The sequence below is a fragment of the Flavobacterium sp. Arc2 genome, from assembly GCF_041431385.1.
In the GTDB taxonomy this organism is placed as follows: Bacteria; Bacteroidota; Bacteroidia; order Flavobacteriales; family Flavobacteriaceae; genus Flavobacterium.
Window position 1 is genome coordinate 49,939 of record NZ_JASMRH010000005.1, and the last position, 19,560, is coordinate 69,498.

Sequence of the window (19,560 nt, forward strand, 5' to 3'; positions counted from 1 at the left end):
TTTTTTAATTTCCTTTTATAACTTGGTAATTGGCTTTCGCCAAAAGCAATTGAATTTCATGTAATTTCTGATTCGTTTTGGCTTCGTATAGATTTGTTAATTCGACCAAATAATCAGAGGACGTTATTACGCCATTTCTTAGTTGTGCATCAGATGATTTCACTACATATTCTCTTAAGGAAATGATATCTGTATCTGTACTGATAACTTCCTTCAATTTATTTACTTCGTTTTCCATTTCCTGTAATTGAAGATTATTATTAAGCAAAAAGATTTCTTTTTCTGTAGTCACGATGGCCTCAGAAATAACTAAAGCGTCTTTCTCTTTTTTGGATTTATTCCAGTCAAATACATTCCAATTGGCTTTTAGACCGAGCATGTAAAAAGTTTGAAATGAATTATCTAACATGTTTAATCCTGGGTTTCCATAACCTGCTTGGCCAAAAGCATTTACTCTGGGTAAATTATTTTTTGAAATCGTGTTTTTTGAAATTTCGATTTGTTCATTTTGTAAATCAAATAATTGTAGTTCCGGGCGATTGTTTACAGTACTGATTTCCCAATTAATCACTGATTTTACTAAAGTTACATCTTCGTTTATAGTAGACATTGTAAGAGAAGAAAGGCTCTCTAATGCTTTTTTCTTGTCAAATTTAATTTCTGTTAGCTGTTGTTTTATTTTTAGTTTTTCTGCTTCAAGGACTTTCTCAGAGGCGGGAAGGATAGCGCCAAATTTTATTCCGGAAGCGATTTCTTTAATTTTAGAATCTAATTGTTCTTGTTTTGACACCAAAATAGTACTGCGCTCTTGTAGAAGAAAGGTAGAGAAATACAGTTGGTTAATTTTGGATTTGAGTTGGTAGAGGTTGACTGCAGTTTGTTGCTGTAGCGTTTTAGTTTGCGCTTCTTTGATTTTAGCATTGGCATCAATCAGTCCGCCGTTATAGATTAGTTGGTTGACATCTAAGGTAGCACGGTATTGATCCTTGTTGGGTGGATTTACTGCGACATTTGGTAAACTAATTGGCAGGGATGTTACATCTGACTGATAAGTCGCTTGTGCATTTAAGTCCACCTTGGGTAGTTTTGCTTTATTAAGGGCTTCAATTTCCAGAGCAGATTTTTGTTGCAGTAAATTAGTTTGTCTGGCAATAGGATAGTTTTTATTAGATAAAGCATAACACTCCTCCAGAGACAATGTTTGCTGGCCTATAGACAATAGTGGTAACAGCAGTAGAAATAGGATGTTTATTCGTCTCATTTTTTTATCGAATTTATAATTTGTGTAGCTATACTGGTTTTTCTTTCTTCCATCATTTCGTTAAATTCCGAATCTGAAATTTGAATTAATCCTTTCGTCAACATGTGAGCTGCAAATGGAAAAACGGTCAATGAAAAGATATCCACTAAAAGTTGCTTCGGATTCACTGGCTTTATTATCCCGGCTGTTATTTCTTCTTTGATTTGAGCGATTAACATACTAGGATTAGGTCTGTTCTCATGATTTAAAAACTTCATTACAAATTCAGGGTTGTTGTTCATTTCCTGAATTATAAAGGGCGGTAAATGAGGGTTGTCGATTACGAATGAAATATAGTTATGGGTAAACTTTTTTATTTTTTCAAAAACGGATTCATCAGAATTAAAAATGGCATTGATTTGTGGAGCTAATTGGGTGAAAGCATTCATAAAAACGGCTTCAAAAAGAAGTTGTTTATTTTTAAAACAATAATGCAGCATAGCTTTATTTATTCCTGCTTCATCTGCAATTTCCTGCATGCGTGCTCCCGCGAATCCCTTTTTTTGGAACACAGTTCTGGCAGCATTAAAAATTTTTTCTTCTGTATTCATTAGGTATTAACTTTATAGTTTAACCGTTTGGTTAACAAAGGTAGAAAAAAAAGGAACCGCAGTTACTTTTTTTCTTTTTTTTCGAACAAATTGAAAATTACATCGCTCATCATACTTCTATATATATTGAAGTTAAGCGGTTTAGATGTAATGGCATGACCTATTGGAACACAGTATACATAGTGGTAATGTGCATTTCCGGCAATAGCACTAATTAGTAGAGCTGTTCCTTTAAGAACTATGTCATTTTGTATCATTTATTGCTTTTTTCCAATATGACTTTGATAATCTCGCTTTTATCCAGTACGCCTGATTGTCGCCACAACTGTTTCCCTTCCTGAAAAAGAATCATGGTGGGAACACCGCGCACCTGATACTGAGATGCTATTTGTTGGTTTTTATCTACGTCAATCTTTATAATTGAAATCCGGTCTCCTAAATTGTCTTTCACTTCTTTTAAAATAGGTCCAAGAGTCTTGCAAGGCCCACACCACGTAGCAAAAAAATCGATCAGGACCGGTTTTTCTGACTTTATTAGATTATCAAAACTATTATTCATTTTTATTCTTTTTTAAAGTTGATACTTCGCATCCATTTAGACTACATCCTGTATTGAAAATTGATTGGAATAGAAAAAATGCAGCCATGAAACCAAATAATACTTGTTGATATTGTATCGCTTGTTGTATTAAAAAAATTCCGATGGCAAGCCGAATCCAGCGCATGCTATGCCAGTTTGTTAATAGTAATTGTTTCATTGCGTTATTTTCTTTATTTTATAATTATCATCATAAGAAACTATTTTTTGTAGTTCTTCTAATGGAATTTCTATGGTACTTACAATTAAGACTTCTGTAAAGTTGTTGTTCATACTTACATTGAGCACGTCTTTAATTGCAGTAAACTTTTTAGTAACAGTGTCCATACAGCCACTGCATGCAATCCCTTCAAATGAGTACAGATTAACTGTAACAGCACTATTTTTTTTAAATTCAAAGAACAATTCAGAATTGCTTCTGGGAGCAATAGAATTTGCACTTATTTCTAACTTGGTAAAGTCAAATGCATCTTTAAAAAGGGCCTTATATTCTTCTTGGCTTCCGCCAAAAGGAGGACTTACCTCAAATTTTCTATTAAATAACAATCCAGAAACTTTTCCGTCTTTTGCTAAAAGCTCGTGCATTTTCCAAACGTATTTTTGACGCATAACAGGCGGTAAAGCACAGAAAAAAGTTTGCTCAATAATTAAATCATATTCACCCTTATGGTCAAAAAAATCACCTAATAACACCTGTATGCGGGTATTGGTAATAAATTTTTGCTCAATAATTTTTACTAATGATGGAGCAATATCTATTACTGTAACATTAGTAAAACCTTGTTCTAATAGGTACGCAGCTTCATAGTTGTTCCCGCAACCTGGAATTAAAATAGCGATGTTTTTATCTTTTAAAGTATCTATATAGGCTTTAATGGGGGGGGACACTAAACCCAAATCCCAACCCGTAGTATTTGCTTTGTACTGTGCGTCCCAATAGTTTTGATCTAAAGGCTTGTCACAAGATACGGTACAGCAGGATTCGTTACTCATAATAATATAATTTATAATCTGGGTTTCTTATTTCTTTGAACGTGTATTTATCCCGAAAGGCGCATACAGCGGGCAAAAACTAACAAGGCTTGTAATCAAAAATATGACAGCAAGAGCGCCTAGAACTATGGCAACTGTACCGCTAATAACATTAGTTAAATACAATAATGCTATAACGGCAGCAATTAGACCTCTAAAGATTTTATCGGCTTGACCCATGTTTTTTTTCATTGTGTGAAATTTAAATGATTATGACCTAATAGTAAAACTACTATTTAATTTGCTTAAAATCAATTATTTGCTTAAAATTTATTGTAGTAAACGTTGGTTATAAAATTTTACTTTGACAAACAAAATCGGTTTTAGGTAATTCTGTTTTTGCAATAGCGTTAAATCCACCTTCAATTTCTTTAAAATTTCTAAAGCCACGAGCCTGCAAGATAGAAGCGGCAATCATACTGCGATATCCACCTGCACAATGTAGGAAAAACGGCTCTTTAGGGTTGATGTCTTTGATCCAATCATTTATAGAGGCTAATGGTTTACTAAAGGCATCTTCAACATGTTCTGCGCTATATTCACTGTCTTTACGGATATCAATAACGTTACTTTTTCCTATTTTTACTTCTTTGGCAAACTCTTCTGCGGTGATTCTGTCAATAGTATCAATTTCTTTGGCTGCTTTTTTCCAAGCTTCAAAACCACCATCTAGATGACCTATTAAGTTGTCAAATCCTACACGACTTAAACGGGTTACCGATTCTTCTTCCTGGCCAATTTCTGTAACTAGAATAATAGGTTGTTTTACGTCACCAATTAAGGCGCCTACCCATGGAGCAAAATCACCTTCTATTCCTATGTTTATCGATTGCGGAATAAATCCTTTGGCGAAAGCCCCATTTTTACGGGTATCTAAAATAAGTGCTCCAGTCTCTTCTACTACTGCTTCAAAATCTTTTACTTCAATGGCTCTCATACCATTGTTTAAAACAGTCTCAAAACTTTCATATCCTTCTTTATTCATGGCCACATTCATACCAAAATAGGCTGGGGGTGGCAACAAACCATCTGTAACTTCTTTGATGAATTCAGCCTCAGTCATATCTGCTCTCAAAGCATAATTAGTCGCTTTTTGATTGCCAATGGTTGAAACTGTTTCTTTACTCATGTTTTTACCACAAGCACTACCAGCACCGTGAGCTGGATACACAATAACCTCGTCAGGCAGAGTCATGATTTTATCTCTTAGGGAATGAAATAATATTCCTGCTAATTGTTCCTGCGTCATAGAAGCTGCTTTTTGTGCTAAATCAGGTCTTCCTACATCGCCAATAAACAAAGTGTCTCCAGAGAAAATAGCATAATCTTTACCATTTTCATCAATCAATAAATAAGTAGTGCTTTCCATGGTATGCCCAGGAGTGTGCAATGCTTTTATTTTGATGTTTCCAAGAGCAAATTCTTGACCATCAGTTGCTATAGTTGCTTCAAATATTGGTTTAGCTGTAGGTCCATATACAATTGGCGCTCCAGTCTCCTTGCTTAAATCGAGATGTCCTGAAACAAAATCAGCATGAAAATGCGTCTCGAAAATATATTTAAGCTTTACGTTATCACGTTCTAATCTATCAAGATAGGGTTGTACTTCACGAAGCGGATCAATGATAGCCGCTTCACCATTTGAAGTTATATAGTAAGCACCTTGTGCTAAACATCCTGTATATATTTGTTCTATTTGCATGATCGTGTTTTTTAAGATTCTTATACAAAGGTAATTCTTGTATTTCTAATTAACAGTGACTAATGTTACATAATATATGTTTGTTAGTCTAAACTACTCATATCAAAGTTATTAATGCTAGTTGTTGAAAACTATGATAAATATCAGGGGAGAAAATTAGAATTTATGTGACTTAGATTACTTAAACAGCTTAAATTTACGGGTATCTTTACAAAAAACCTTCATTATGGAAGAAATGCTTTTTTATGATAGAATGCAATTCGCATTCACGATTACTTTTCATTATCTTTTTCCTCAATTAACAATGGGCTTGTCCCTAATTATTGTTTATTTTAAGTGGAAGTTTCTAAAAACAGACGATATAAAATACAATAAAGCGACTCATTTTTGGATGAAGATTTTCGCTTTAAATTTTGCTATGGGTGTGGTCACGGGAATTCCAATGGAGTTTCAGTTTGGAACAAATTGGGCTAAATTTTCAGAGTTGACAGGAGGGATTATTGGGCAGACATTAGCAATGGAAGGCATGTTTTCCTTCTTTTTAGAATCTTCTTTTTTAGGTATGTTTCTCTTTGGAGAAAAAATTATCGGACATAAATGGCATTTTGTAACGGGATTCCTCATTTTCTTAGGATCGTGGGCGAGTGGTTTTCTAATTATTGCCACCCATTCCTGGATGCAAAATCCTGTAGGATATGAAATTTTGGCTAACGGTAAATTTGTGCTTACTAATTTCAGCGCTTTATTTACAAATCCTTGGCTATGGCCCTCTTATTTGCACAATCAGGCAGCTTCTCTGGTAACCAGCTCTTTTGTAGTAGCGGGTATTGGTGCTCTGTATATTTTGAGTAAGCGCAATGAGGAATACGGTAAGTTATTTCTAAAAACTGGGGTGATTTTCGGATTAATATCCAGTATAATTGTAGCAGTGCCTACGGGAGATTTATTAGCTAAAAATGTGGTAAAATACCAACCCGTTACTTTTGCGGCAATGGAGGGAATTTTTCATACTGAACAAAAAGGAGCCGAGATTGTTTTAATAGGCCAGCCTGACGTAAAAGAGAAAAAACTGGATAATAAGATTGCAGTGCCTAATGTTTTAAGTTTCTTGACTTATGGGAATTGGAATACTACTGTAAAGGGATTAGATCAATTTGATGAAAATACACACCCTACTAATATTTCAGCGCTGTATTATGCTTATCATATTATGGTAGGTTTAGGAACGCTATTTATTGGTTTAATGTCTTTGGCGGTTTTACAATTATTTAGAAAAAAACTATTTGGAACTAAATGGATTTTATGGGCTTTATTCTTCATGATGCCATTTCCTTATATCGCCAATACAACAGGATGGTACACCTCAGAACTGGGGAGGCAGCCTTGGTTGGTATACAATTTATTACGAACATCAGAAGGTATATCGCCTACGGTTTCTTCAGGGAACACCTTGTTTACCTTATTAGGATTTGTTGGTTTGTATTTATTATTAGGTTTGTTGTTTCTACTCTTGGTTGGAAAAGTTATTAAAAATGGCCCTGAAACTGTAAAAAAATAAATAATTATGGAGTTCTTTTGGTATGTTGTTTTAATGGGAATTTTAGCGGTTTATGTCGTTTTGGATGGCTATGATTTTGGGGCAGGAATTATTCATCTATTTTTTGCCGAAACGGAGAAAGATAAAAAGGCAATAACTAATGCCATTGGTCCTTTTTGGGACGCTAATGAAGTTTGGTTAATTGCTGCAGGAGGAGTGTTGTTTTTTGCTTTTCCTACGCTATATGCTTCTTCTTTTAGTGGCTTTTACTTGCCTTTAATGATGATTTTATGGTTACTCATTTTTCGAGCCATTGGTTTAGAATTGCGTGGACAAATACATCATCCGATGTGGGAAGCAGTATGGGATAAAGCCTTTGGAATAGCAAGTTTACTATTGGCACTATTCTTTGGGGTGGCCTTAGGAAATGTGGTTCGCGGCGTAAATCTTGGAATGGTGACTAACGGAGTTTCTACTCAGGAAGCGCACTTTTTCTTTTTACCTTTATGGAACCCTACATTTAGTCCTAAAGCCGATCAATTAGGAATTATCGATTGGTTTACCTTATTTTTAGGGGTGGTAAGTGTGGTCGCTTTGATGATTCATGGCGCCAATTGGATTATCTACAAAACTAATTCAGATTTGAATCCGAAGTTAAAACAGGTGGTATTTAAACTCAATTTTGTATTGCTGGCGTTAGTGATAATTTCATTATTAATTTGGCATAATATTGAGCCACAGCCTTTCCATAATTATATAGATAATCCTATACTTTGGGTTTTTCCATTGTTGTGTTTTACAGGAATTTTTGGTTTATTTAAAGTAAAGAGTTTTAAACATGATGGTGCTGGATTTTTGTTTTCAAGCTTATTCTTAGTAGGAGGGTTTACATCAACTGCAGCATCAATTTTCCCTAATGTTCTGCCTTCTACAAATAGCGTTAATCCTTCCTTAACTATTTATAATGCTGCTGCAGGTGATTATGGGTTATCAGTAGGTGTTTATTGGTTTGTAATCGCTTTGGCTTTAGTAATCACTTATTTTATTATTCAATATAAAGTCTTTAGTGGGAAAATGGATAACGTAGGCTACGGCGAACACTAATTTATTTAAAAAATTACATATAAAAACTCCCTTGTCAACGGTATGGCAAGGGAGTTTCTTGTTAGATTACGATAGTATTATGCTGTTCCTTTTAATATTTTATTCCAATACAACCAAGGTAAGATCTTGGTTTTTAGTATCCACATCGTCCACCGTGGTTTAGCCTGATCGAATGGGAAGGTCATTTTTGGCTTGTTATCATAATCAAATTCCGCAAGCATTAATTTACCATATTCTGTAGGAATAGGGCAAGCACTATAACCATCATATTTCTCTACAGGAGCTTTGCCATCCATTACCGATAAAAGATTAGTAACTACCACAGGAGCTTGTTTTCGTATGGCCGCTCCAGTTTTACTGGCAGGTGCGTTGATGCAATCCCCTAAGGCAAATACATTGGGGAAACGGGAATGCTGCAAAGTGAATTTATCAACTTCCACGAACCCTAAAGGACTGTTGGGATCAGCCAACGGACTTTTTTTAATAAAATCGGGTGCTGATTGTGGAGGGACTACATGGCAAAGATCAAATTGCATTGAAACTGTTTTTGTTTCGGCTTTATCATCAGTAGAAACAATTGCGTAACAAGAAGCGTCAATTGTGGATAAGCTTTGTTTTATTGTTTCATCAGTATCTTTAGTCTCGTACTCAATTGTTTTTGTAGGCCCGTCAATTGCTGTTACGTTAGCGCCAAAATGAGTTTGTATTTTATATTTTTTTAATACTTCTTTTAGTGTTTCTGCATATTCAGGTACGCCAAAGATACCAGATCCTCCAGATATATAATGAACGTCACATTTATCCAGAATGCCTTTTTTTCTCCAATAGTCACAGGCTAAATACATTATTTTATGAGGAGCGCCACCACATTTTATGGGTGTTGAAGGATTTGTGAAAACGGCAGTTCCCCCTTTAAAATTCTCGATGAACTCCCAAGTTTTAGGTGCAAATTCAAAGGAGTAGTTACTACTTACATTATTTTTACCTAAGGTTTCTTCAAGACCTTTAATTTTGTCCCAGTCTAATTGGATACCAGGGCTTACAACTAGATATTGATAACTAATTTCTTTTCCGCTTTTGCAAATTACTTTGTTTTCCGCGGGTACGAATTCAGTAACCGAATCAATAATCCAAGTACTATTTTTTGGAATATAATCTTTTTCTTTTCTTCTTGTTTTATTTATATCATAGATACCAGCACCTACCAATGTCCAAGCGGGTTGGTAATAATGTTTTTCAGAGGGTTCTATGATCCCTGTTTTTAGGTTGCTTTTCTTGCGAAGTAGTTGCGAAGTAACAGACAGTCCTGCATTACCGCCACCAACAATTAGTATTTGAAAATGTTCTTGCATGATTGATAAGTATTAAAGTTAATACAATAATACGATATTAATCGCTGGTATTCAGTGATATAAGTTACATGGCGTTTTATTTAAAGAAAAGTTCTGTGACGATAATATAGATGCCCATTACCAATACAAACCATCCAAAAGCAGGTTTTAATTTGGCTCCATCAATTTTTTTAGATAATTGAGTTCCAATAAACAACCCGAGAATCGCCATGGCTGAAATGATGAACAATAATTTGTAGTCCAATTGGATACCACCTAGTAAGTCACCGCCAAACCCAATTAGAGAGTTTATAAATATGATAAATAATGAAGTTCCTACGGCTTGCTTCATAGGTAAATTAGCAAAAAACAGTAAAGCAGGAATAATTAAAAATCCTCCGCCAGCTCCTAAAAATCCTATTATCAATCCAACGAATAGTCCAATTACAGCAAGTATCAAAAAATTAATTTCTTTTGCTTCTTTGACTTTTTTTGATTTTCGAATCATAGAAACCGAAGTTGCAATCATCAGAAAAGCAAAAACAATCATGATCAATAAATTCTTTGTGATGTCAAAATCATTGATTGAAAATAGAGTGTCGGGAAGTAGTGGTAAAATAATTTTTCGTACAAAAAGTAAAGATAAAATAGATGGAACTGCAAAAACCAAAGCAGATTTTATTTTTAAATTACCTAATTTATAATGACTGAATGATCCAATCATAGAGGTAAATCCTACTATGAATAGGGAATAACTTGTCGCTTGTTCCGGATGTACTTTAAAAAGATAAACTAAAATTGGAACAGCCAGTATTGATCCACCACCACCTATTAGCCCCAAAGAAAGACCGATAATAATTGAAGCTAAATAACCAATATATTCCATCTCTTAATTTTTCTTACAAAGGTTGTTCCTATTTATTTTATAAACAGTAACAATTGTCACATAGCCCTTTTTTTTAGGTCAAAAGTTCGATGTGATTGCGATGTAACTTTACTAATTCGCGTTGTTCCATTTTTTTTAGCAATCGTGAAATTACTTCTCTGGAAGTATTTAATTCTGTTGCAATTTCTTGGTGTGATAATTTTAAATCTTTGCTGCCACAGGTATCTGAATGGCGTTTCAAGTAAAACTCTAAACGCTCGTCCATTGCCCTAAATGCGATGCTATCTACGACTTCTAGTAATTCTTCAAATCGAATTCGATAGGTGAAAATTACAAATTCATACCAACTGCGGTGTTCCATCATCCATTTTTCCATTAATGAAAGCGGAACTATAATTAATTCTACATCATCAACTGCTTTAGCCATAATCTGACTCGTTTGACTTTTAGTAGCACATATCATTGAAACAGCACAAGCTTGTCCTGGTTGCAAATAATACATTAGAAACTCTCCTCCATTTTCACCTTGTCTAAAGACCTTAAGTTGACCTTTGGTTATCAACATCGTATTATTGATATACTGACCGGTTCGCATGATTACGTCTCCAGCTTTAAAGGATTGAATTGATGCATTGTTTTGAATATCATGAATCAACTCATTAGAAAAAGTGGGGAACGTTTGTTTTAGAGAATCTTGCATTTTGAGTTTTAGTTTGAATTAGCTTTTGTGTGCAATAATGTAAAAGTACGTTAATTATTGTTTAAGTTAAAGGAACAGCTGTAGTAGTTAGCCTTCTTATTTTTCACGTCATACTCTATGAAGATTCGGCAATTTTCCTATCGATTTAGTGGGCTATTTTTGATGATTAATAGTGAAATGTATAATTGACTGATTATTAAATAGTCGCGAAAACGTTTTCACGGATTTATTATTTAATTCTAAATTCGTAAGTTTATTGTTATCAAAAAACATTGTAAATTTACAAAAAACAGTATTATGAATTTAACACAAGAAGATTGGATCTCTCAACTTGAAGGAGATGCCAATGCAGTTATCCTGGACGTACGCACAGAGGATGAATACAATGACGGAATAATCTCTAATGCCATAAATATTGATATTCATCAAGGACCTATTTTTGTTTCTGAAATTGAGACTTTGGACAAGAGTAAAAACTATTACGTTTATTGCCGTTCTGGAGCTAGAAGTGCCAAAGCGTGTGAAATAATGAATGAATTAGGAATAGAGAATGCCTTTAATTTATCAGGCGGAATTTTAGCTTGGGACGGCGAAATTGTATCACCCTGATACTTTAGAGCGCAAAATCTATTGCTATACCTTATTAAAAATAACATCAAAAAGAACTAAATGAACGCAATACCAGAAGAATTTCAGATTAAGACATTATTAAATCAAGATACTTATTTAGTGAATGGTGAGTTGAAAAAATGGGACGGTCAAACATCAGCCGTTTTCTCCACAATTTCATCTACTGAAAAATACGAACCAACCATATTAGGATCTATTCCATTTATGGGAGAAAAAGAAGGTCTTGAAGCCGTTGAAGCAGCTGATTTAGCGTTTAATAACGGTCAAGGATTGTGGCCTACAATGAAAGTAGCTGATCGTATCAAGTGTATGACTCGTTTTGTTACTCAAATGGAAACTACTCGCGACGAGATCGTGAAGTATTTGATGTGGGAAATAGGGAAATCACTTCCTGATTCTCAAAAAGAATTTGATAGAACAGTAGAGTACATCTATGATACAATTGAAGATTATAAAAAATTAGACCGCAATAGTGCCCACTTTACTAAAAGTCAAGGTGTAAATGCTATGATACGCCGTGGACCGCTTGGAGTTGTGTTGTGTCTTGGACCATACAATTATCCTTTAAACGAAACATTTGCATTACTGATTCCTGCTTTAATTATGGGGAATACTGTAGTGTTCAAACCTGCAAAGCATGGAGTTTTATTAATTTCACCTTTATTAGAAGCTTTTAAAAATAGTTTTCCAGCAGGTGCAATCAATATTGTCTATGGTCGTGGTAGAGAAGTGGCAGCTCCCATTATGAAATCTGGAAAAGTAGCGGTTTTAGCATTAATCGGAAATAGTAAATCGGCTATTGCTTTGCAAGACCAACATCCTAATAAAAATAGATTACGTTTAATTTTAGGCTTGGAAGCCAAAAACCCTGCGATAATTTTGCCGGATGCCGATTTAGATTTAGCTATTCAAGAATGTATTGCTGGAAGTTTGTCCTTCAACGGACAACGTTGTACCGCTTTAAAGATATTATACGTTCATGAAAGTATTGCAGAAGAGTTCAACAAACGTTTTGCTGCCAAAGTGGATGCACTTGTTTTTGGAAATCCATGGGACAAAGCTGTTTCCTTGACTCCATTACCAGAAAAAGAAAAACCGGCTTATATCCAAGAATTAATTGACGACGCTCTAAACAACGGAGCTCAGGTAATTAATGAAAAAGGAGGGGAGCATTCTCATAATTATATCTTTCCTGCGGTTTTATATCCTATTAACAAAGAGATGCGTGTGTATCACGAAGAGCAGTTTGGACCTGTAGTGCCTATTATTTCTTTTAAAGACATTCAAGAGCCTTTAAATGATATGGCCGAGTCAAACTACGGTCAACAAGTAAGTTTGTTTGGAAAAGACATTAAAACCATTGCACCGCTTATCGATACTTTAGTTAATCTGGTATGTCGTGTAAATCTAAATAGTTCTTGTCAAAGAGGACCGGATATTTATCCATTTACAGGACGTAAAGATTCGGCTGTAGGAACCTTAAGTATACACGATGCCTTGCGTTCATTCTCTATTAGAACTTTCGTAGCTTCAAAAGACAATGACTATAATAATGAAATTTTACAAGCTTTGTTGAACAGTGATCAGTCTAATTTCATTACGACCGATTATATTTTGTAATTAAGTTTTCATAAATTAAAAACCGTCTCGTTGATTGTAACGAGACGGTTTTTTTACGGATAGAAAAGTATGCAGTGTTAAGTTCTATTTTTTTACAATTTTTTCTTTGAATACGATTTTGTTATCGACACTCAAGGTATAAAAGTAAATTCCAGATTGTAAATTGCTTAACTCTAACCTTGTAATGTTTTCACTTAAAGTTCCTTTTATCTCCAATGGATTTCCAATCATTTTTCCAGATACGCTATAGAGTCTCAATTCTATATCTTTTGGACTATCAGTTCTAATTGATACATAAGTTTCTTCTTTAGCTGGATTTGGATATGTTTTTACTGAAAAAGCTTTTAATTCCTGATCTGTTATCGATAAAACAGTACTAACATTTACACTAAATGATGTACTTATCATTCCACCCTTACCATCTCTCGCAATTACAGTAACTAAAGTACCTCCAGTAGCTTTAGATAAAATAGTCAAAGTACTTGCGTTAATTGTCACTTCTGCAACCGTACTGTTTTCATTTGTTACTTCATACGTTAGCACATCTAAATCCGGATCAGAAAAAACTTCTAAAAGATTAATGTTTTTTTGATCTGGTACTATTAATGACTGGTTTGAAATGGTTTGTTCTACAATTGGTGACTGGTTCTCTTTTTGAACTGTTAAAGTACCAGCACTATAAGTGAATGTATAATTTTTGGCTTCGGCTAAGTCAGCAGTAATAGGATAACTACCTACAATAGAATTTGTATTTGCAGTAGTGCTCAAAACAGCTAACTTGCTTACTGATGTGATATTATCTTGGTATACAAAACCATTATAAGCAGCCGTCAGTGTTGGATTTTCCTCTTTGTAGAACTTTGTTTTATCATCTGCTTTTACAGTTAAAGCTGCTTTGTTTATCGTGAATGATTGATTTGCATCGACCGCAGCCAAATAATATTCATTTCCTGATTGTGAAGCAGTAATAGAAACTGTTCCCGAACCAATAATTTGAATTTTTCCATTTGTAACTTTGGCAACAGTTTCATCTGAACTTGAATAGGTAATGTCTAAATTTGAAGTCGATGAACTACTTAAGTCAAAACTAGGCGCTCCATAAGTTTTAGAATCAATGGCACTAAAACTTACAGTTTGTTCTGCTTTTTTAAGGTCAAAACGGGCAATAACTGGTCCGTGATCTGAAGTTGTATTTACATAATTAGATATGTCTACTCTTGGGTCATAAACTGCTATTGAATTAGGGACATAGTCCTTTGTTAATTCATTAGAAATTATAATATGGTCTAAAAATCCTCCTGAGGATAAATAACTATAGGCTCCAGCTTTACTGAGTTCTAAAGTTAGCGCATTATATCTATCGGTATCTTCAACGATTTTTTGATATGATGAAGGATTTCCTGCAATAACAGAGGTGCTCACATCATCATTATAGTCTCCCAGAATCATAAAATTAGCATCTGGATATTGAGCGTCTAAGCTGTCTTTTAATACTTCAGCATCATATTTACGCATGTTGTATTTACTGATGTCAGCACCGCTATTAGCACGAGCGTGAATGTCTATAATATTGATTTCTTTTTTTACGCCAGCGATATTAGTTTCTAAAGTAACCAAGTAAGGCAAACGACCTGATGAAAAGAAACTTTGACTATTTCCGCCAGGATAATTTGACAATGTAGTTTTTCCTGCGCGAATGTCATTATATAAAGTGTTCAGTAAAACTTTAGTGCTTTTTACTTTAGCAGTTTGAGTATTGTAGATAACCACTAGTTTCTGATCAGGAAAATCAGCTGATGGCGGGTTAAAAGAGTAAGACCAAACTGGTGAAATGACTTTGTCAAAAGTCTTACCATTAACACTTATTTTTTGAATTAAGTTATCCAAAGAAGCCATGTCAGACACTTCCTGTACCGCATAAACATCGGCGTTTAATTTGTTCATTACTTTAGCCACGTTTTCAACCTGTAAAGCATCATCTATTGGACCAAATTCTGTTCCAGTCGAACCTATTATATCGCTACCAAAAAATTCTAAATTGTAGCTCACTATATCAAAGGTTTCAGTTTTAGGTAAGGAAGAACCAGTAAAAAATCCAATTTTTTGGTCTAGTCCGGTTCCAAGAATGCTAAGAGCTCCAGTAATATTTAAGGCCTTTACTGATGGCGAAAAGCGCGCATAAAGTGTTTTACCTGCAATTGCAGCAGCGGCTGCAACAACTACTTGGGATTTGAAGGTTGCATTATCTGTAGATATTTGATAATCTTGCGGCGCTGAGATAGTAATGTCTCCATATCCTCCGGCCATAAATACAAATGATTGGCTCTCTGAGGTTGCATTAGGATTTATTTCGCCAAAATTCAAATTTGGATTTGAAGCTAAAAATGTAGATTCATTCGTAATGCTAACATCATCAACAGTCCATTCTGCTGCATTATTACCTCCATTTGTAGGAGTTTCATAAACCCAAGCTATATAAGTGTGGTTCGTTTTATAGGCTTCTAAATTAATATACTGTGACTGTTTAAACACAGCAGTAGTGGTAGGGAAATCTCCATCTAACGTAGTCCAAGTAGCTGTTTCAGGACTACTTTTTCCATCATAATTAGTAGAAACCATTAATTTTAAAACGGTACCTTCATAATATTTGCGGGAGTAAAAAGAAACTAATGGGAATTTATTAAAATTGTCTAATCTTAAATTAGGTGAGATTAACCAGTCCTTGCTTGGACCAGATTCGGCGTAACCATTAATTTGTACTGCAGCTGGAGAACTATTAAATTTGACGCTTGTGCTCTCCCACTTAATTTTATCTCCTGCAACACTGTAGGAAGTCCAACCGCTGTTGCTAAGCACATTTACATCATTAAAATTTTGAAAATATGGATTAATTCCTGTACCAGACAAAGCTATTTTTTTATTGCTCGCTCCCGTAGATTGATGGGCAATTTCCCCTGTGAAATCCCCTGTAGTAGTAGGACTAAAACGCACATAAACTGTAGGCTTGTTCTCGTTGTCAAAATCCTCCTTAGCAAAAGATATTGATGATTGGAAAGTTCCATCTGCACTTTTAGATAAACTAAAATTTGTAGTGGTAGTTAGGGTGACAGAGGTGTTTAGATTAGTTCCTTGAACTTTATAACTCAAAAGCTGTGAATCAAAATTTTGTTCAGTAAAATTAAAATCAAGAGTTTTAGTCGTAGTGACTAATGAAGGAACTGGGGTATTAGATGTTTTTACATCTATTTGGTTACTATCTGCTTGTTGATTACCATAATTATCCTCAGAAATTGAAAATAAAGAATAATTTGTACCTAATATTAAATCGCTAATTGTTATTGTATACACTAAACTTTCATCGGTTATATTCAAAACTCCCGATTGTAAAGCTGGAGTTCCATTCGCATCATGACCTGCTTTTATCTCACTAGCACTTGGTTTAGCACTTCCTGAAGGTAATAATACAAAATACGTTTTACCAGTTTCATTTATTTTGGTAGAAAAATCAAAATCATTAGATAGGATATTACTTATTTTTGGATAATCTGTATCGTTTACCGGAGGTGCTGTATCATTCTTAATACTTATATTGTCAATCGCAAATGATGGTCGTGAACCTGCTCCTGAATTCTGTTTAGAAATCCATCTGATTTGTACAAGCGGCTGATTGTTACATTCTGCTGGTAAAATAACCTTAATAGGTGTCGAATTTAATCCTGAAGTTCCTGTTACTTGTTTAGTTCCATCGTTTAAATAAGCTGTTTGAAGCAGTGAGGTAAAAGGAGTGTCATTACCAATACGATATTGAACTATCATCTCAGAGATTCTATTGTTGGAGTTCCCATCATAAGGGTTACGAATGACCATTGCATCGTATTTTAACTCAATTCCATATTTATCGGAGGTACTAAAAGCAAACGCAATAGTCAAATCTAGAGATCCGGTATTTAAAAAACCAATTTTACCATTATAATTGTGGATGTTTCCGCTTGTGGTTGAAGCAGTGCTATTAGCAGTCAGTGGTTTGTCTGCAGCTAAACTAGCGCTTGTGTTATAAGAAGCTCCCGGATAACTATTAGTAGACCAGCCTTGAAAACCAGGTGGATAAGTTGTTGAAGTACTTGTTAGATCACCGAAATTTTGTAAGTAAGGTAATGTTTGTGCTACTGGAGATGTTACTTGTGCAAATACAGGTAAGGAAAAGCAACAAAAAACACTTAGAAAAGCCAATAAATAAGCTGATTTGTAAAATTGTTTCATATATTAAAATTTGAATTTATCGGTAGTAAAAGTACATTATTTACTGTTATGGGAACGTTATTGAATTGAAAAATTAACAGTCTTTTTTTGATGATTTAGCGCAGTTAAAAGAGCTTTTTCGGAGACTATTATTAGTCTTTTTGCCAAAAAGGAATGAAATTATTTTACTGAAAATTGTTTTTTGGAGCTAATTGTATCATGTCATTCTTAAATAGAAACAGTTTATGGGCGATTATTATTTCAGGATTTCAGATTAATTAACTGAGTTACCGCCTAATTTTCTAAGATTAGGTATTTTTATGGAGTTACGCTCTATAGATTTTTCGTCTGTTTTTTTATTTTCAGGTAATTAGTGTTACAAAATGGAGTTGATTACTACTAATAGTACATTAGTATTTGTTTTATTCTAAAAAATTAATCATGAGAGAAAAATCATTTTTATTAATACTGTTTGTAGCTTCATTTTTTGCACAAAATAGTTTTGCTCAAGAGCTCTATACTCCACGAAATATAAAAGAGGCTTATTCAAATGCTAGTCGTTCCAAAGACGGAAAGCCAGGAAAAAAGTATTGGCAAAACCACGGAAAATATACTATGGAAATTAGTGTTGATCCAACTACAAAAATGGTAAGTGGAACTGAAAGTATTGTTTATGAAAATAATAGCAACGATACTTTAAAAACGATAGTTATTCGTTTTGTAAACAATCTCCATAAACCTACCTCACCAAGAGGAGGCGAAGTAAGTCCTGACTTTTTATCAGCAGGATTAACAATTACCTCTTTTAAAATAGATGGCGAAGTTTATAATGAAAATGCTAAAAAATGGGGAACTGTTGGTACCGTTAAACTAAAAAAAGCATTGGCACCTAATAGCAAAACTACTTTAGATATCGACTGGAATTATCCTTTGTCTAAGGAAAGTGGTCGTGAAGGACAAATTGATGAAACTACATTTTTTGTAGCATATAGTTACCCTAGAGTTTCGGTTTATGATGATTATAATGGCTGGGATAAATTGCCACACACGGATCGTCAGGAATTCTACAATGACTTTAATGATTATAGTTTTTCGATAAAAGCACCTAAAAATTATGTGGTTTATGCGACGGGAGATTTACTAAATCCTGATGAAGTTTTGCAAGCTGAATTTTCAAGTAGATTGAAAAAATCCTATACCTCTGATGCCGTTATTCATATTGCAAATGAGCAAGAAATGAAAGAAGGTAAAGTTACTTTGCAAAACGACTGGAATACTTGGAAATTTGAAGCGAATGACATTTCAGATGTATGTTTTGGTTTGAGTAATCATTATTTATGGGATGCAGGAAGCGTCATCGTAGACAATAAGACCAATCGTCGTGTAAGTACGCAAGCAGCTTATGATGTAAAAGGTACTGATTTTATTAACTCGGTTAAAAACAATAATTATGCTTTGGCTTGGTTTTCTAACAACTGGCCAGGGATTCCTTATCCTTATTCTAAAATGACTGCTTTTCAGGGATTTGCTGATATGGAATACCCAATGATGGTAAACGATTCTCAGACTGGAGATGCTGTTTTTGCGCAGTTAGTACAAGATCATGAAATCGCACATACCTATTTCCCTTTTTACATGGGAATTAATGAAAGCCGTTATGCTTTTATGGATGAAGGTTGGGCAACGACCCTGGAGTACCTTATTGGAATTTCAGAGCACGGAAAAGAAGCTGCTGATAAATTTTACAAGCAATTTAGAGTAAATCGCTATATAAATGATAAGTCAGCCGAAGAAGATCAGCCTATAATTTCGATGTCAACTCAACTGTCAGGAGCGGGTTATGGTAATAATTCATATGGGAAAGCATCTCTTTCTTATTTAGCTTTAAAAGACTTATTAGGGGATGATTTATTCAAAAAAACATTACATACCTATATGGAAGATTGGAACGGAAAACACCCTATTCCTTGGGATTATTTCAACTCGATAAATTCGACCTCAGGTAAAAATTTAAATTGGTTCTTTAACAACTGGTTTTTTACTAATAACTATATTGATATCGCTGTTGCAAATGTGAATTCGAATACCAAAACACAAACAATTTCGATAAAAAACGAAGGCGGTTTTGCGATTCCATTTGATGTAAATATTATCTATACAGATGGAACTAAAGAAGTAGTTCATGAAACGCCTGCGGTTTGGGAAGCCAACCAAAAAATGGCAACAATTAGTTTTAAAGGAACTAGAAAAATTAAGTCGGTAACACTAGATGGCGGACTTTTTATGGATGCCACACCAAAGGATAATACTTGGATTTCTAATTAGTAGCT

The 19,560-nt window shown here is 34.4% G+C and carries 17 protein-coding genes; 5 read left to right on the plus strand and 12 right to left on the minus strand.

Going from position 1 to position 19,560, the window contains the following annotated elements; all coding sequences use genetic code 11:
• Positions 1–4: 4 nt before the first annotated feature.
• The 8 genes from QO182_RS04480 to QO182_RS04515 form a co-directional block, all read right to left on the minus strand.
• Positions 5–1,261 carry a TolC family protein gene (locus tag QO182_RS04480; protein WP_371560125.1) on the minus strand — a complete coding sequence of 419 codons (1,257 nt, stop codon included), beginning with the start codon at positions 1,259–1,261 and terminating at the stop codon, positions 5–7.
• Positions 1,258–1,851 (minus strand): TetR/AcrR family transcriptional regulator, encoded by a 594-nt coding sequence (locus QO182_RS04485; protein ID WP_371536254.1) that lies wholly within the window; start codon positions 1,849–1,851, stop codon positions 1,258–1,260. Before QO182_RS04485 ends, QO182_RS04480 begins: the two co-directional genes overlap by 4 nt.
• Before the next feature lie 62 nt (positions 1,852–1,913).
• Positions 1,914–2,108: a hypothetical protein gene (locus QO182_RS04490; protein ID WP_371560127.1), complete on the minus strand. Its 195-nt coding sequence runs from the start codon at positions 2,106–2,108 to the stop codon at positions 1,914–1,916.
• On the minus strand, positions 2,105–2,410 hold the full coding sequence (trxA, locus tag QO182_RS04495; protein ID WP_371560129.1) for a thioredoxin: 306 nt from the start codon (positions 2,408–2,410) through the stop codon (positions 2,105–2,107). Before trxA ends, QO182_RS04490 begins: the two co-directional genes overlap by 4 nt.
• On the minus strand, positions 2,403–2,609 hold the full coding sequence (locus QO182_RS04500) for a hypothetical protein (protein ID WP_371560131.1): 207 nt from the start codon (positions 2,607–2,609) through the stop codon (positions 2,403–2,405). The genes trxA and QO182_RS04500 overlap by 8 nt, the downstream gene beginning before the upstream one ends.
• The gene (locus QO182_RS04505; RefSeq protein ID WP_371560133.1) at positions 2,606–3,442 is read right to left on the minus strand and encodes a methyltransferase domain-containing protein; all 837 of its coding nucleotides are present in this window, start codon (positions 3,440–3,442) and stop codon (positions 2,606–2,608) included. Before QO182_RS04505 ends, QO182_RS04500 begins: the two co-directional genes overlap by 4 nt.
• A 27-nt stretch (positions 3,443–3,469) precedes the next feature.
• Positions 3,470–3,673, minus strand: coding sequence for a DUF2892 domain-containing protein (locus tag QO182_RS04510; RefSeq protein WP_371560135.1), 204 nt, complete (start codon positions 3,671–3,673; stop codon positions 3,470–3,472).
• A 97-nt stretch (positions 3,674–3,770) separates the two neighbouring features.
• Complete coding sequence (locus tag QO182_RS04515) at positions 3,771–5,183, minus strand: rhodanese-like domain-containing protein (protein WP_371560137.1); 1,413 nt, start codon at positions 5,181–5,183, stop codon at positions 3,771–3,773.
• Between the two features lie 226 nt (positions 5,184–5,409).
• Here QO182_RS04515 and QO182_RS04520 point away from each other — a divergent pair, with 226 nt between their 5' ends.
• Both QO182_RS04520 and cydB read left to right on the plus strand, forming a co-directional pair.
• Positions 5,410–6,741, plus strand: coding sequence for a cytochrome ubiquinol oxidase subunit I (locus tag QO182_RS04520; protein ID WP_371560139.1), 1,332 nt, complete (start codon positions 5,410–5,412; stop codon positions 6,739–6,741).
• Positions 6,742–6,747: 6 nt separating this feature from the next.
• Positions 6,748–7,824, plus strand: coding sequence for a cytochrome d ubiquinol oxidase subunit II (cydB, locus tag QO182_RS04525; RefSeq protein ID WP_371560141.1), 1,077 nt, complete (start codon positions 6,748–6,750; stop codon positions 7,822–7,824).
• 77 nt (positions 7,825–7,901) lie between these two features.
• Here the strand turns inward: cydB and QO182_RS04530 are convergent, their stop codons facing one another.
• The 3 genes from QO182_RS04530 to QO182_RS04540 all read right to left on the minus strand — a co-directional run bounded on the left by QO182_RS04530 (position 7,902) and on the right by QO182_RS04540 (position 10,741).
• A complete protein-coding gene (locus tag QO182_RS04530) occupies positions 7,902–9,176 on the minus strand; it encodes an FAD/NAD(P)-binding oxidoreductase (protein ID WP_371560143.1) in 1,275 nt (424 codons plus the stop codon).
• Positions 9,177–9,252: 76 nt separating this feature from the next.
• Complete coding sequence (locus QO182_RS04535) at positions 9,253–10,041, minus strand: sulfite exporter TauE/SafE family protein (protein ID WP_371560145.1); 789 nt, start codon at positions 10,039–10,041, stop codon at positions 9,253–9,255.
• 73 nt (positions 10,042–10,114) lie between these two features.
• Positions 10,115–10,741: a Crp/Fnr family transcriptional regulator gene (locus QO182_RS04540; protein WP_371560147.1), complete on the minus strand. Its 627-nt coding sequence runs from the start codon at positions 10,739–10,741 to the stop codon at positions 10,115–10,117.
• A gap of 297 nt (positions 10,742–11,038) precedes the next feature.
• Between QO182_RS04540 and QO182_RS04545 the strand changes: the two genes are divergently transcribed.
• Both QO182_RS04545 and QO182_RS04550 read left to right on the plus strand, forming a co-directional pair.
• The gene (locus tag QO182_RS04545; RefSeq protein ID WP_371536282.1) at positions 11,039–11,350 is read left to right on the plus strand and encodes a rhodanese-like domain-containing protein; all 312 of its coding nucleotides are present in this window, start codon (positions 11,039–11,041) and stop codon (positions 11,348–11,350) included.
• A 60-nt stretch (positions 11,351–11,410) separates the two neighbouring features.
• Entirely contained in the window at positions 11,411–12,991 is a 1,581-nt protein-coding gene (locus QO182_RS04550; RefSeq protein WP_371536285.1) for an NADP-dependent glyceraldehyde-3-phosphate dehydrogenase, read from the plus strand.
• Between the two features lie 84 nt (positions 12,992–13,075).
• Here the strand turns inward: QO182_RS04550 and QO182_RS04555 are convergent, their stop codons facing one another.
• Positions 13,076–17,251 carry an MBG domain-containing protein gene (locus QO182_RS04555; protein ID WP_371560149.1) on the minus strand — a complete coding sequence of 1,392 codons (4,176 nt, stop codon included), beginning with the start codon at positions 17,249–17,251 and terminating at the stop codon, positions 13,076–13,078.
• Positions 17,252–17,671: 420 nt separating this feature from the next.
• On the opposite strand from QO182_RS04555, the gene QO182_RS04560 reads away from it, so the two are divergent.
• The gene (locus tag QO182_RS04560) at positions 17,672–19,555 is read left to right on the plus strand and encodes a M1 family metallopeptidase (protein ID WP_371560151.1); all 1,884 of its coding nucleotides are present in this window, start codon (positions 17,672–17,674) and stop codon (positions 19,553–19,555) included.
• Positions 19,556–19,560: the final 5 nt, after the last annotated feature.